Raw genomic sequence first — 15,198 nt, 5'->3', positions numbered from 1 at the left:
ACTACTTGATATTCAGAGTTTTATCGTTTACTTCAAAAATAAGTCCGTTCCAATTCAAGTTTTTTAGTTAATTTGGTGTGATTGAATCAGTAGAAGACCATATGCAATTTTCCCATTTACATAACCACACCCAGTTTTCACTGCTCGACGGTGCATCTGACATAAAGAAATTATTTGCCAAAGCAGAAGCCGACAACATGCCCGCCATGGCCATTACCGATCATGGAAATATGTTCGGGGTATTCGACTTTGTAGCTACTGCAGGCAAATACAATGTAAAGCCTATTGTAGGTTGTGAGTTTTATGTAGTAGAAGACCACACCCGCAAGCAGTTTACCAAAGAACAAAAAGACCAGCGTTTTCATCAGCTTTTGCTGGCGAAGAATACTACCGGGTATAAAAACCTGACCAAGCTTTGTTCATTAGGGTTTATTGAAGGGCTGTATGGTAAGTTTCCACGGGTTACAAAAGCGTTGATTGAACAATATAAAGAAGGCCTGATTGCTACTACCTGTTGTATTGGGGCTACTGTACCCAAAACGATTTTGAGAAAAGGAGAGGAAGAAGGAGAGAAAGAATTTAAATGGTGGCTCGACAGATTCGGAGAAGATTATTATGTGGAGATTCAGCGGCATGATATTCCGGAGCAGATTAAAGTAAACGAGGTTCTGGTAAAGTTTGCCAAAAAATATGGTGTGAAAATCATTGCCTCGAACGATAGCCATTATGTAGATCAGCAGGACTCAGTGGCGCATGATATTCTGCTTTGTGTAAATACCAACGAAAAGTTGTCGACACCATCGGCTAAGGAGTTCAATGATGATGAATCGGCTTCGAGAGATACCCGCTTTGCTTTTTATAACGACCAGTTTTATTTCAAGACAACTCAGGAGATGACCACGCTTTTCAGCGATATACCTGAGTCGATTGATAATACCAATGAGATTGTAGGCAAGGTAGAGACGCTGAAACTGAAGCGTGATATCATGTTGCCGAACTTCCCGATACCGCCGGAATTTAAGGTACATGCCGATGATGTAATGAATCAGTGGGAATATCTGAAACACCTTACTTATGAGGGCGCTCTGAAAAGATATGGTGAGATTGGGGTTGAAGTACAGGAACGTCTTGATTTTGAGTTGTTTACAATTAAATCAATGGGATTTGCCGGTTATTTCTTAATCGTGTCCGACTTCATCAAGGCAGGGCGCGATTTAGGCGTAATGATCGGCCCGGGCCGTGGTAGTGCTGCCGGAAGTGCCGTGGCCTATTGTATTGGTATTACTAATATTGACCCTATCAAGTACAATCTGCTTTTTGAGCGTTTTCTGAATCCTGACCGGAAGTCAATGCCCGATATTGATACGGACTTTGACGACGAGGGTCGTCAGAAAGTGATAGACTATGTAGTGCAGAAATATTCCAAGAATCAGGTAGCGCAGATTATCACCTACGGTACCATGGCCACCAAGTCGTCTATCAAAGATGTGGCCAGGGTAATGGAACTACCATTGGCCGATGCCAACTACATAGCCAAGCTGATACCCGATAAGCCTACTTATGGCATCGATTTTAAGAAATTGATACATTATCCTCTGGATGGCCCCAAAAGCCTGTCAGAAATCGGTTTACAGCCTGATGAACTGGAGAACGTGAAGAAGGTGCGTGCCATGTATAACGGCAACGACCTGACAGCCAAAGTACTGCAACAGGCCGAAAAGCTGGAAGGAACGGTACGCAATACGGGTATCCATGCGGCAGGTATCATCATTGCCCCTGAGGCGTTGTATAACATTCTGCCGGTTTCTACTTCTAAAGACTCAGACCTGCTGGTGACGCAGTATGAGGGGAAAATAATTGAAGATGCCGGAGTTATCAAGATGGACTTTCTGGGTCTGCGAAACCTGACCATTATCAAGGACTGCCTCAGGATGATTAAAGAGAATCACGGTACGGAGATAGATATTGATACTATTCCACTTGATGATGCTTTGACCTATGAGTTGTTTCAACGCGGTGAAACCAATGCAGTGTTCCAGTTCGAGTCTGACGGTATGAAAAAATACATGAAAGACCTGAAGCCTGACCGACTGGATGACCTCATTGCCATGAATGCCCTGTATCGTCCGGGTCCGATTGCCTATATCCCCGATTTCATCAAGCGTAAGCATGGGTTCGAAGCCGTTACTTATGACTTACCCGATATGGAGGAATACCTGGGCGAAACCTATGGTATTACGGTGTATCAGGAACAGGTGATGTTGCTTTCTCAGAAACTGGCCGGATTCACGAAAGGTGATGCCGATGTGTTGCGGAAGGCCATGGGTAAGAAAGACCGTAAGACACTTGATAAACTAAAACCGCAGTTTCTGGAAGGAGCCCAGGCAAAAGGGCACCCAGAAAAGAAACTTGAAAAAATCTGGACTGACTGGGAAGCCTTTGCTTCTTATGCCTTCAATAAATCGCACTCCACCTGCTATGCCTTTGTGGCGTATCAGACGGCTTATCTGAAATCACATTATCCGTCAGAATACATGGCAGCGGTATTGACCTCACAATTGGGCAATATTGATAAGATTACGTTCTTTATGGAAGAATGTAAAGCCATAGGTCTGACCATTCTGGGGCCGGATGTAAACGAGTCTCACAAACAGTTCAGTGTGAACAAAAAAGGTGAGATACGCTTTGGTATGGGTGGTATCAAAGGGTCTGGTGATGCCGCTGTAGATGCTGTGATAGAAGAACGAACCAAAGGAGGCGCCTTTACTGATATTTTTGATTTCATCACCAGAGTTAACCTGAGAACTGTTAATAAGAAAACACTCGAATCTTTTGCCTATGCCGGAGCTTTCGATTGCTTTACCGATTTGCACCGCGCACAGTATTTTGATGACGCCGAGGGCAGCTCCCTGATCGAAAAACTGATTAAATATGCCAATAAGTTTCATGAGAACAATTCTGCCGGACAAAACTCATTATTTGGCGCTGTTGGTGGCACAGGCTTTGAGATAGCCAGACCTAAAATTGCGCCAACCGAGCAATGGGGGGATATACAAAAACTAAAGCTGGAGAAAGAAGTTGTTGGATTTTATATTTCAGGCCATCCATTAGATGAGTTCTCAATGGAAATGAAGCGTTGTATACCGCTCGACCAGGTTTTTGATGCGCAGAACCTGAACAAGGAGATTACAATAGGAGGGGTAGTGTCGTCAGTACAGCATAAGCAGTCTAAAAACGGTAATCCATTCGGTATTGTGAAACTGGAAGATTATACTTCAAGCATGGAAATGATGCTTTTCGGACAGGATTATGTCAATTTCTCTAAATTTCTGAACATAGGTTTATTCCTGTTTATCAGAGGCAAACTGCAGAACAAATGGGGCAGGGAAGGAGAATGGGATTTTAAACCTTTAAACATGGAATTGCTTAGTGAACTACGTAATAAGATGTTTAAGGAAATCAAGATTATTGTCGGCCTGCAGCAAATCAATGCCGGTCTGATTGAAGAAATTGATGCGACAGCTTCCAGATTCCCGGGTACATTTGATTTCAAATTATCGGTGCATGATGCCGACGAGAGACTGGATGTTTTGCTGCTTTCACGCAAGGCAAAAGTGGCATCATCAAACGATTTTGTGAAGGAATTGCGGAAAATAGTAGGTGACGAAAATGTTGTTTTTTCCTGATGGAACTTTTATGAAACACTGATTTGTTAGACGAGTAAGAACATCATTAAAACATAAAAAACATTTGCTAGTAAGATAGCAGATTTACTAAATCAATAAGAAATGGCACATAAAGCAATTGAAATCACGGATGCAAATTTTGCGGAACTGATTAATTCAGACAAACCGGTATTAGTCGATTTTTGGGCGGAATGGTGTGGACCTTGTAAGATGATCGGGCCTGTAGTAGAAGAAATGGCCGGAGACTACGAAGGAAAAGCAATTATCGGTAAAATGGATGTAGACGCGAACTCGAATGTTCCGATGAACTTCGGTATCCGTTCTATTCCTACGTTGATGATTTTCAAAAATGGTCAGTTGGTTGATAAAATTGTTGGAGCAGTGCCGAAACACATACTTACTTCGAAATTAGAAGCGCAATTGAACTAATTTATATATGCCAAAGAAAGCCCGGTTCTTACAAGAGCCGGGCTTTCTTGTTAATTGGTCAGGCTTAGTGCCTTTTCGAAATCAATGGCTGTGGCATCTATCTTTTCGGCCTTCAGCAAATCTCTGATGGGCTTTTCGAGACCATGATTATCTGCAATGTTTGAAAAATAAACCATCAGGAATTTTCTGGCAGGCACTATGTTTACCACATTGCTGAATCCACAGGTGCTTCCGGTGTGATATAACTCCAATCCATTGACACCCGTGCCATTAAACCAGCCTAATCCATAGCTGATATTCTTTGTGCCTGCTATATTGTGATTAATCTTTTTTAGTGCCTCTTCTGTATTAATCAGTTTATTCCTTATTAGTGCTTCATACCATTTAGCATAATCATCCAGAGAAGTGTATACACAACCATCGCCCTTGGTAGCACTGGTAATGCTCTGGTCAGAAAAAACAAGCTTACCTTCTTTATTTCTGGCATAACCAAAAGCCCTGTTACTTATGGGTCTACCGGCCTCGTAAATAGTTGTATTTTCCATTCCCAGAGGCTCAAAAATATGCGCCTTGATAAACGTTACGAAGTTCTGGCCTGATGCTTTCTCAATTATTTGTTCTAATAAACAAAAGCCTGAATTACTATACCGGAATTTACTCCCTGCCTTGAAATACGTCTTTGATTGATTCTTGAGGAACTGTAACACATCAGCATCTGACAATTGCTCTCTCTGGTTTTCGGGTATCAAATCTTCATAATCCCAGATGCCCGAGGTATGGGTCAGCAAGTGTTTGATTTTTATCTGCGCGCCAGCTTCCTTGTTGAAATCAGGGAAAAACTTTAGCAGGTTGTCGTCATAGCTTAGTTGTTTACGGTTTTCGAGCAGGGCAATACAAGCGGCTGTAAACTGCTTTGAGACAGACGCCATTCTGAAATTGGTTTGCGGAGTAATAGGAGCATAGGTTTCTGTGTTGGCCAGTCCGAATCCGTCTTTGTATAGGGTTTTGCCCTCTTTTATAATCAAAACTGCCATGCCGGGTTCATCTTTACCGGTATGCGCTTTTAGCAGTGCATCCAGCTTTTGAGTGAAACTTTGGGCAAGAGAGATATGAGCCATCAATAGAAGGGTAATGATTTTTTTCATGAAGATTTTAGTTCAGAAAGTCTACCGGAAATCCCGAATCAGTATTTCGGCTAGTTTAGGTACGCCCACGGTAGCAGTTTCTACAATATGGGTTACATTTTTATGATTACCTGCACCCTCGGGACTATGTGGGTCAACAATGTATTTCGGTGCAGATTTGGCAACATAATAAATCAGTCCGGCGGCAGGATAAACCTGCAAAGAAGTACCTACTACCACAAATATATCAGCGCTGGCAGCTATTTCAGCGGCTGGTTCAATCATCGGTACATCTTCACCAAACCACACTATATGTGGGCGTAGCTGGTGGCCATCTTCGGCCAGGTCACCCAATCGGATAGCTTTACCTCCTATATCTGTAATCAGGTTTTTATCTTTCACACTTCTTACCTTGCAGAGCTCGCCATGTAAATGCAATACATTGGTAGAACCCGCCTTCTCGTGCAGACTATCTACATTCTGGGTAATGATATTTACATCAAAATACTTCTCCAATTCTACCAATGCCAGATGCCCCGCATTAGGTTGTGCGTCACAGGCTTTTGCCCGCCGATCATTATAAAACTGCAAGACCAACTCAGGATTCTTCTGCCAGCCTTCAGGTGTAGCTACGTCTTCAATGCTATGGTTTTCCCACAAACCCCCACTGTCTCTGAAAGTTTTCAATCCGCTTTCTGCGCTTATGCCGGCTCCTGTTAAAACAACCAGTTTCTTCATTTCAATAGGATATTTGCGTTAGGCATATAGATTTTATCCGTTAGCCAGTTTCATGCAATCTTCCAGCGTTAATGTTGCAGGGTCAGTACCTTTAGGAATTTTCACATTTCGTTTACCAACCTTAATGTAGGGGCCATACTGACCATTCAGTACCTGCACTGACGGATTCTCAGGAAACTCCCTGATAATCTTATTGCTTTCAGCCGCTTTTTTGGCCTTGATAATCTCAATGGCTTTGTCGATATTCACTTCGGCAGCAATGATACCTTTCTCTATATTGTAATATTTATCGCCATGTTTTACATAGAAACCAAAGCGGCCTTTGCCTACATTCACGGCTAGCCCTTCGTAGACACCGAGGTCCTTTGGTTGAGATAAATCACCACTGTTGCGTTTAGCTTCAATTATTTCAATGGCTCGCTCCTGCGTAACCAGATAAGGGTCTTCGCTTTTTTCGAGATTGTAGAATTTATCGTCATGCCTGATGTACGGGCCAAACTTGCCAACGGCCACTATCAGTGGTTTGTCTTCAAAGAAACCTACTTCCCGTGGTAGCTTAGGCATATCGAGCAAAGCCAGTGCGTCTTCCAAAGTAATGTTATCAACCAGCTGGCTTTTCAGTAGACTGGCAAATGTTGGTTTTTCTTCATCCGTGTTATCCCCCAATTGAACATAAGGACCAAACTTGCCGATTTTAACCGAAACGTTTTTCCCTGTTCGTGGATCAACGCCCAGTTCACGGGCTCCTTTGGTGGCTTTGGCACTATCGGCCTGCTCTACTTTTTGATGAAAATCTTTGTAAAAATCGCCGATCATTTTCTGCCACTCTACTTTGCCGTCAGCTACTTTGTCAAAGTCTTTTTCAACATTGGCCGTAAAACTGTAGTCGATTACGTCATCGAAATTATCAACCAGGAAATCGTTTACCACAATACCGATATTGGTAGGGAATAGCTTCGCTTTTTCGGTGCCGTAGGTTTCCTTGCCCACTTTCTCGGTAACCGTATTGTTTTTCAAAGAAAATTCTTTGAAAGCGCGCTCTTTACCCGGCCTGTCTTCTTTAACAACGTAGTTACGTTTAATAATAGTAGTAATGGTAGGCGCATAAGTGGAAGGACGACCGATACCCATTTCTTCCAGCTTCTTCACCAGACTGGCCTCGGTGTATCTGGCCGCAGGTTTCGAGAACCGCTCGGTTGCTTTCATTTCAGAGAGGTCAAGTAACTGGCCGATAGTAAGCGGAGGCAGCATACCTTTGCTTTCTTCGTCTTCGTCGTCGCTCGATTCCAGATATACTTTCAGGAAACCGTCAAACTTTATCACCTCTCCGGTAGCTACCAGTTCTTCAGAGGTGGTCGAGATACCAATTGTGGCAATGGTTCTTTCTAACTCAGCATCTGCCATTTGTGAGGCAATGGCACGTTTCCAGATCAAGTCATACAGGCGTTGCTCGTTTCTATCCCCATCGACTTTTTCTCTACCAAAATCAGTAGGTCGTATCGCTTCGTGCGCTTCCTGTGCCGACTCGTTTTTGGTTTTGTATTGTCTTACTTTAACATATTTGTCGCCATAAGCATTTTCAATCTGTGTTGTGGCTTTTTCAATCGCCTCGCCCGACAGATTGGTCGAGTCAGTTCTCATGTATGAAATCTTACCTGACTCGTAGAGTTTCTGTGCTACTGTCATGGTCTGCAATACAGAAAAACCTAATTTCCGTGAGGCCTCCTGCTGCAAGGTAGAAGTAGTAAACGGAGCTGCCGGAGATTTTTTGGCAGGTTTTACTTCCAGATTTTTGATGGTAAAAATGGCATTTCTGCATTTTTCAAGAAAGACACGGGCCTGCTCTTCGGTTTCGAAATTTTTAGGCAGCTCAGCATTCAGTATTTTGCCTTTTTCGACCAGAAACTGCGCAACTACTTTAAATGATGATTTTGAATTGTGGGCATCAATCTCTCTTTCACGTTCAACAATCAACCTTACTGCTACTGATTGTACCCTTCCGGCAGAAAGATTGGTGCGTTCGCCGGTTCTGATTTTCTGCCATAGCACGGGTGACAATTCAAAACCTACCAACCGGTCAAGAATCCGTCTGGCCTGCTGGGCATTTACCAGGTCCATGTCAATGGTACGCGGATTCTCAATGGCATTGGTGATGGCTTTTTTTGTAATTTCTCTGAAAACAATCCGCGGAGTGTTGTCTTTCAGTCCCAGAGATTCTTTCAAGTGCCAAGAGATGGCCTCTCCCTCACGGTCGTCGTCAGTTGCGAGCCATACGGTTTCCGATTCTTTGGCTATTTTTTTTAACTCGTTAATTACTTTTGTTTTATCAGCAGAAACGGTATATTTAGGAGCAAAATTCTTATTAATGTCAATCCCCAATTCTTTCTCAGGCAGATCTCTCACATGACCAAAACTCGATTTCACAACAAAATCTTTCCCCAGATAACCTTCTATGGTTTTCGCTTTTGCAGGGGACTCAACTATAACTAAGTTTTTTGACATTCTTTGGTCTTACGTTTAATTTTGTGCGATATTAAGATATTAATGCAAAAGAGAGCATAAAAGTTTTAGAAAAATTATTAAAAAAATCAAAAATCAGAAAGATTTGAACAAAAATGCAGGTCTTTGTGGTTATTTCTATAGATGCTTGCGATGATAATATCAACAGATTTACGTTTAGATGTATATTTTTAGCAATATTTAAAAATATACTATTCAAAATTTGCCGATGTTTTGTAATTTTGGCGCAATCCTCATCTATCCAATCCATATTTGAGTTTTTAACATTTAAAATTTTCTTTAACAAATGGCAGTTTTTGATTTAGATATGATTAAGAGCGTTTATGCTCGAATGCCCGAAAGAGTAGAGGCCGCCCGCAAATTAGTTGGTAAACCTCTTACTTTAGCGGAAAAAATCCTTTATTCTCACTTGTGGGAAGGATCCCCAGCAAAAACATATAGCAGAGGTGTTGATTATGTTGATTTTGCCCCTGACCGTGTAGCTATGCAAGATGCAACTGCTCAGATGGCATTATTGCAATTTATGACCACCGGCCGCGCAAAAGTTGCTGTTCCGTCTACTGTGCACTGCGACCACCTGATTCAGGCCAAGGTAGGTGCTGTAGAAGACTTAAGAATAGCTAACGAAAAAAATAAAGAAGTATACGATTTCCTTTCATCGGTTTCAAATAAATATGGCATTGGTTTCTGGAAAGCCGGTGCAGGGATTATTCACCAGGTGGTGATTGAAAACTATGCGTTTCCAGGCGGTATGATGATCGGTACTGACTCACACACACCTAATGCAGGTGGTTTGGGTATGGTAGCGATTGGTGTAGGTGGTGCTGATGCCTGCGACGTGATGTCGGGCCTTGCATGGGAACTGAAAATGCCTAAACTGATTGGTGTTAAACTTTCGGGTAAACTGAGAGGATGGGCATCGGCAAAAGACGTTATTCTTGAAGTGGCCGGTCGCCTGACAGTAAAAGGCGGTACAGGTTATATTGTTGAATATATTGGTAAAGGTGCAGACAGCCTTTCAGCAACCGGTAAAGGTACTATCTGTAATATGGGTGCCGAAATCGGTGCTACTACTTCATTGTTTGGTTATGACCGCAAAATGGCCGCTTACCTGAAATCGACGGGTCGTGCCAGAGTAGCTTCTTTGGCCAATGGCATTAAAGATTTGCTTCGCCCTGATCAGGAGTGTATTGATAATCCTGAGGCTTACTACGATCAGGTAATTGAAATCAACCTTTCAAGATTGGAGCCACGTATCAATGGCCCTTTCACTCCGGATCTTGCCTGGCCTCTTTCTAAATTTGCCAAAGCGGTTAAGAAAAACAAATGGCCTGAGAAACTGGATGTAGGTTTGATAGGCTCATGTACTAACTCATCTTATGAAGACATGACCCGTGCAGCTTCTATAGCGGCGCAGGCTGCAGCAAAGCATATAGTGGCCAAATCTGAATTTACGATTACGCCTGGTTCAGAGCAGGTACGTTATACAGCCGAAAGAGACGGCCTGTTGAATACTTTCAATTCAATTGGTGGTGTTGTATTGGCGAATGCCTGCGGACCTTGTATCGGTCAATGGGCGCGTCATGGTGCTGAAAAAGGAGAGAAGAACTCAATCATCACGTCGTTTAACAGAAACTTTGCTAAACGTGCCGATGGTAATCCTAATACGCATGCGTTCGTAGCATCGCCTGAAATCGTTACGGCTCTGGCAATTGCCGGAAGTCTGACTTTCAACCCTGCTAAGGATACGCTTACCAACGAAAAAGGCGAGCAGGTAAAACTGGATCCGCCACTAGGTGTTGAGTTGCCTCCGTTAGGCTTCGATGTAATTGATGCCGGATACCAAAAACCTAAAAAAGATGGTAGCAAAGTGAAAGTAGCTGTTAGCCCGAAATCTGACCGTCTGCAATTACTGGAACCTTTCAAAGCGTGGGAAGGCACTGATCTTTCAGGCTTGAAACTATTGATTAAGGCGAAAGGTAAATGTACTACTGACCATATCTCAATGGCCGGCCCGTGGTTGAAATATCGTGGCCACCTGGATAATATTTCTAATAACCTTTTGATTGGTGCTATTAACTTTGCTAATGGTACTGCTAATACGGTTAAGAACCAGATTACCGGTGAATATGGTGAGGTACCGGCCGTGCAACGTGCTTATAAAGCTGCCGGAATCGGTAGTATTGTAGTAGGTGACGAAAACTACGGCGAAGGTTCGTCTCGTGAGCACGCAGCGATGGAGCCACGCCACTTAGGTGTGCGTGCCATTGTGGTTCGTTCATTTGCACGTATCCACGAAACCAACCTGAAAAAACAAGGTATGCTGGCATTGACATTTGCTGATCCGGCCGATTACGATAAAATTCAGGAAAATGATACTTTCGATATTTTAGGTCTAACTACTTTTGCAGAAGGTGTACCTTTAACATTGGTAGCTAACCACGCCAACGGCTCGAAAGATGAAATCAAACTGAATCATACGTATAACACAAGCCAGATTGGCTGGTTTAAAGCAGGTTCAGCCTTGAATCTGATTGCCGCTGAGGTTTAATAAGAATTTCATAATACATTGCATATAAAAATATCCCGTAGCAATACGGGATATTTTTTTTCATATTAACCTCTGCATCAGGGTTACTTCTTCTCAATCAATTTCTTTCCGAGAGATAACGGCTCGTCATCTATCACGTTCTTTTTCAGCCATTCTGCATAAGAGATTCCATCGGCTTTGGCGTTATTGTAAAACTCGTTTGTTGTCATGGTGTGCAGAGTAGCTCGTTTAGTTGAATCATAACCCCAATCGGTTATGAAGTAGTTGTAATCGATTCCGGCGTTACTGAGTCGGCTCATGGAGGCTCGGGTATTATGCGACCAATCGTCAATGAAATGATTCGAATTCGTAGGATAATGATTTAACGCAGCACTAAAATTGGTGAGCACTTCATCATAAAGTGAATTGCTGTGCAAGTATTTTATCTGCCGCTTAACTGAATCAGTCCGATGAACGAGCGCATCTTCAAAAATATCTTTACCGATCTGAAAGCCCAGAAAACCTTCACTTTCACTTTTCCAGACATTATCCAGAATATCTTTCCAACGATTGGAGGTAAGTAACGATCCGTCAGACAATTGATAAATCTTTTTACCCGAATAATGGTCAGCTACGTAGGGTGTCCAGAATGCGGAGCCATAGGCACCGGCGCTTTCACCTGACACCATTATTTTATCTACTTCTTTAAAGTTGGAAAATACCCAATTTAGTGCTGCCAAACTGTTGTTACGGCCACTATGATGGATTTCAAATTTTTTACCCTCGAAAGTGTACGTACTTGTTACGTTGCCAATGTGTAAGTCACCGGTACAATAGGGAATAAAGACAACGGTCCAGTCACGAAAGGCATTCGCCGGATTTTCATTATCTGCAATACCACTTAATGCCTTAGGAAATAATCTGAACAGTGTTGGGAAATAGAATGATTTAAGATTTCTTGAATCTCCATCAAAAATACTTCCTAACGAAATCGGGTGGGTACAAGTGGTATCGTCCCAGCAGGCGCCCCCACCGGAAAAATGAATCAATATGTTTTTTGAGGTTCCTTTTCTTACATAAATGGCAAACGGTGACCCATCGCTACACATAGTGTTATCTTTGAACGGAACGGTATGCCATTCATTGTTAGTCGCTTTATCTACTTTGGTAAGTGAATCAGGTGGTGCAAAATAAATAAAGTAGAGATAAAGAAATCCGACAATGATAATGCTGACAATGCTTAAAGCAGTCCATTTAAGAATTCGTAGAAATAGTTTCATATCAGTAGTAGTTTTCAGGTTAAATAAGCTTAATTAAATGATTCAAAAATGCGTCGTATAGTTAAATGAAACAATAGCAAAAAAGAGGTAAGCCTTGGACTATTCACAGTCTTTGTTCGGGAATGTCTTGATTCACTACACGTAATTAAGGCTTTTGAAAATTCTTGGAGGCATCGTCCAGAATCAATATCCAGTCTTGTCCATAGCCATAGCGTGGCGGGGTGAACCTGTGAGTACCTTTGTTTTCAATGCTGGCAATGGCCTCTGTTTTTCCATTGCGTGGGTCAAACCATGACGCATTTAGTTGTGTACCTGAAATTTTACCCAGATTAACCGTAAACGCTTTACCTATTGCTGTGTATATAAATGCATAATCTTTCCCTCTGGTGGCTTGAATCCGTTCCGCAGGATACAGGTTATTTTCAACAATAAGCGACTGGTCGGGTACTCTATCAAGAAAAGGCCGCGATTCTATCAGTTTTCTTACAAACTGCATCTGCTTAGCTCCGGGTAAATCCAAAGCCTGCTGCCAGTATATGTGCGGGTTGTTAACGGCTTCCCGATTCGTTGAATACATCTGCCATATATCATGACAACCATAAGTGTGCCCAAAGGCTCCTGCGAAAACATCGAAATAAGCATATTTGCGTACATCATAAGCATTTGAGGTGCCTAAGTCGTTTGCATTGAAACAAACCGGGTGGTCTTCATAGATGGGTTCACCGTCTATTACGGGTTTAGTATTTGTGCGGTCATAAGAACCCTTGATATTATCATAGATAGGAGTATCGCGGCAATGCCCATTCTGAAACATGTTAAAATCGAACCAGTCATCGTTATGGAACCACTCGCTTGCACCCTCCTTGTTGGGTTGCGGATGAAAAGTAATCAATGCTTTGTTGTTTCCACCAACGCCTTCCACGATACCTGATGCCATGGACCGCCATACTTCTACATCGTTAGAACCGGGGCGGGGGATACGGTCGCCACCGAGAATCCAGATGATGTTTTTCCGGTTTTTGTAACGGTTGGCCAGCCATTTGCCGTAAACTCTGGCGTTTTCTAGATTCAATACTTCCGGTCCTTTTCCCCAGCTTGATTTATTCAGCTTATCGCCCCAGGTGGGTAAGAACCCTATGGTCAGCCCATATTCTGCTGCTTTGTCAATAATATAGTCCACGTGCTTAAAATAGGCTTCGTTGGGTCTGGTAGGATCATTATCAATCAAAGGTTTGTCGCCATAAGTGTTTGGTACGTTCAGTCCGTCAAATTCGGCTAATGCTACGGCTTGTATAACAGTATAATGTTGAGCGGCACGCTTTTTCAGGTAGTAGTCGGCATCTTCACGGTCGAGCCTGTGGAATAACTCCCAGGCGGTGTCTCCGAGCCAGAAAAAGGGCTTACCCTCTTTTAATATAAATCGTTTGTTTTCGCTTACGGTAAATGTCTGGGCAGAGACGCAGAAACCAATACATAACAATAGAAAGCTTAATAGGGGGCGATTTGATTTCATGTTTTATTTCTGGTTTGAATAGTAACACAAACTAAAGAATAAAATTTATAAATCATTCAGTTCCATTTAATTTATTGTAGATGAGCACAGACAACAAAAAAGCCGGCAGGGTGGAAATCCCTGTCGGCTTTGTAGCAGAGTATGTCGTTATCAATCTTCAAAAAAAGCACAACTGCCGCCTACCCAGTCGAAATTCTTGTTGAAATTTACGCCTATCATTTCGCCACGGCTCAGGCGTGCAAGGTTAGTGACAAGCGTAGGACGTTGCGATGCATCGTCCCATACGAAAAGCATACGTATCTCTGTTTTAATCAGATTACCGTCGGTATCTTTAATAATGGGCTCATATTTTACCTTTTGCTGAATCAGGTAATTTTCTTTATCTGCTATAGCATCCAGGTCTTCTTTTGTAAAATTCAGTTTTACACCGCTTCCGGCAAATGAAAACAGGGGTTTTAATACATAGTTTTCTAAGTCGGCAGGGTATTCTTTCAGATCAGAGAGATAATAACTTTTAGGAACAAACTGACTTTTAAGTAAAGGCAGGGTAAATTTACTGATTCTGAAAAACCAGTTTGGATGGGTTACCCATTTGACATCTACTTCATCAGTCATTTTGAACTCTGTCTGCAAATCAGGATAATTTTGCAACAAATCATCAAAAATCAGACGGTTGTAAATGCGTTTGATTTCTACAAGCCTGCCATCCTTTTCATAATACAACTTGCGTCCGTCTTTCTTTATTTTTGTATAACAAACGGGTTCTATACCCCAAAGCTGCTTACTGATTTCAAAATCCAGACGTGTTTTTTGTTTTTCAGGATAAATCTCCAGCAAGATTACGTTCTCCGGTTTTTCATTACCTAATAGCACCTTTCTCATAGCTTCTATATAGGTAGCCATATTGAGACGGTTGAAGAACTGATTGAAGTTTTTGGGTACAGCGAAAAACTTCCTGTATTTCTGACCCAGATACCATTGGTAAGCAAACAAGGACGGAAAACCCTGCAGTTCAATCAATTGTGGTGTCAAATCTCCGTTAGCATCCTTGCATACGGCAAAATCGATGGCCAGAAAATTGGGATGACTGTCTTCATTGGGCACATACTGATTAGCCGGAATGGCCCTGTTTGTTTTTTCCTTGAAATCGTCTTTGAGCAGGGTGTCAATAATATCGTTGCAAGCCTGCAAAAGTTTTATTTTAAGCGCTTGTGGCACAAACACAGGGGTTTCTGCTATACGGAAGTCTAGCTGAGATGGAAAATCTCTTTCTATTTCAGCCAGAAGGGCTTCATATTTTTCTTTTGAAAAACTTTCGTTAAACTGCTGGCGTATTTCCTGTATCATAAATAACGCTTATCTGATGTATTGAATATGT

At 42.2% G+C, this 15,198-nt stretch carries 9 protein-coding genes; 3 read left to right on the top strand and 6 right to left on the bottom strand.

Translation table 11 applies throughout. The features are described from left to right. The first annotated feature begins 101 nt into the window (after positions 1–101). Both dnaE and trxA read left to right on the top strand, forming a co-directional pair. Entirely contained in the window at positions 102–3,686 is a 3,585-nt protein-coding gene (gene dnaE / locus AC1RRY_RS21335) for a DNA polymerase III subunit alpha (RefSeq protein WP_492823241.1), read from the top strand. A gap of 102 nt (positions 3,687–3,788) precedes the next feature. Then, complete coding sequence (trxA, locus tag AC1RRY_RS21330; protein ID WP_116984318.1) at positions 3,789–4,115, top strand: thioredoxin; 327 nt, start codon at positions 3,789–3,791, stop codon at positions 4,113–4,115. 50 nt (positions 4,116–4,165) lie between these two features. Here the strand turns inward: trxA and AC1RRY_RS21325 are convergent, their stop codons facing one another. The 3 genes from AC1RRY_RS21325 to topA are packed head-to-tail and all read right to left on the bottom strand — an operon-like array spanning position 4,166 to position 8,479. After that, a complete protein-coding gene (locus AC1RRY_RS21325) occupies positions 4,166–5,260 on the bottom strand; it encodes a serine hydrolase domain-containing protein (protein WP_492823244.1) in 1,095 nt (364 codons plus the stop codon). Between the two features lie 21 nt (positions 5,261–5,281). After that, the gene (locus tag AC1RRY_RS21320) at positions 5,282–5,977 is read right to left on the bottom strand and encodes an SIR2 family NAD-dependent protein deacylase (RefSeq protein ID WP_492823246.1); all 696 of its coding nucleotides are present in this window, start codon (positions 5,975–5,977) and stop codon (positions 5,282–5,284) included. A 33-nt stretch (positions 5,978–6,010) separates the two neighbouring features. Beyond that, entirely contained in the window at positions 6,011–8,479 is a 2,469-nt protein-coding gene (topA, locus tag AC1RRY_RS21315; RefSeq protein WP_492823248.1) for a type I DNA topoisomerase, read from the bottom strand. A gap of 304 nt (positions 8,480–8,783) precedes the next feature. Here topA and AC1RRY_RS21310 point away from each other — a divergent pair, with 304 nt between their 5' ends. Continuing rightward, the gene (locus AC1RRY_RS21310) at positions 8,784–11,048 is read left to right on the top strand and encodes an aconitate hydratase (RefSeq protein ID WP_492823250.1); all 2,265 of its coding nucleotides are present in this window, start codon (positions 8,784–8,786) and stop codon (positions 11,046–11,048) included. A gap of 83 nt (positions 11,049–11,131) precedes the next feature. On the opposite strand, the gene AC1RRY_RS21305 is transcribed toward AC1RRY_RS21310, so the two are convergent. From AC1RRY_RS21305 to AC1RRY_RS21295, 3 genes are all read right to left on the bottom strand, one after another. Continuing rightward, the gene (locus AC1RRY_RS21305) at positions 11,132–12,307 is read right to left on the bottom strand and encodes a pectin acetylesterase-family hydrolase (RefSeq protein WP_492823252.1); all 1,176 of its coding nucleotides are present in this window, start codon (positions 12,305–12,307) and stop codon (positions 11,132–11,134) included. A gap of 145 nt (positions 12,308–12,452) precedes the next feature. Further along, positions 12,453–13,820: a glycoside hydrolase family 140 protein gene (locus AC1RRY_RS21300; protein WP_492823254.1), complete on the bottom strand. Its 1,368-nt coding sequence runs from the start codon at positions 13,818–13,820 to the stop codon at positions 12,453–12,455. A gap of 150 nt (positions 13,821–13,970) precedes the next feature. After that, a complete protein-coding gene (locus AC1RRY_RS21295) occupies positions 13,971–15,167 on the bottom strand; it encodes a hypothetical protein (RefSeq protein WP_492823256.1) in 1,197 nt (398 codons plus the stop codon). Between the last annotated feature and the right edge of the window lie 31 nt (positions 15,168–15,198).

The organism is Emticicia sp. GW821-FHT11C11 (genome assembly GCF_058808615.1).
The sequence above is the reverse complement of the archived record's forward strand: the minus strand, read 5'-3'. Positions and strand labels throughout refer to the sequence as shown.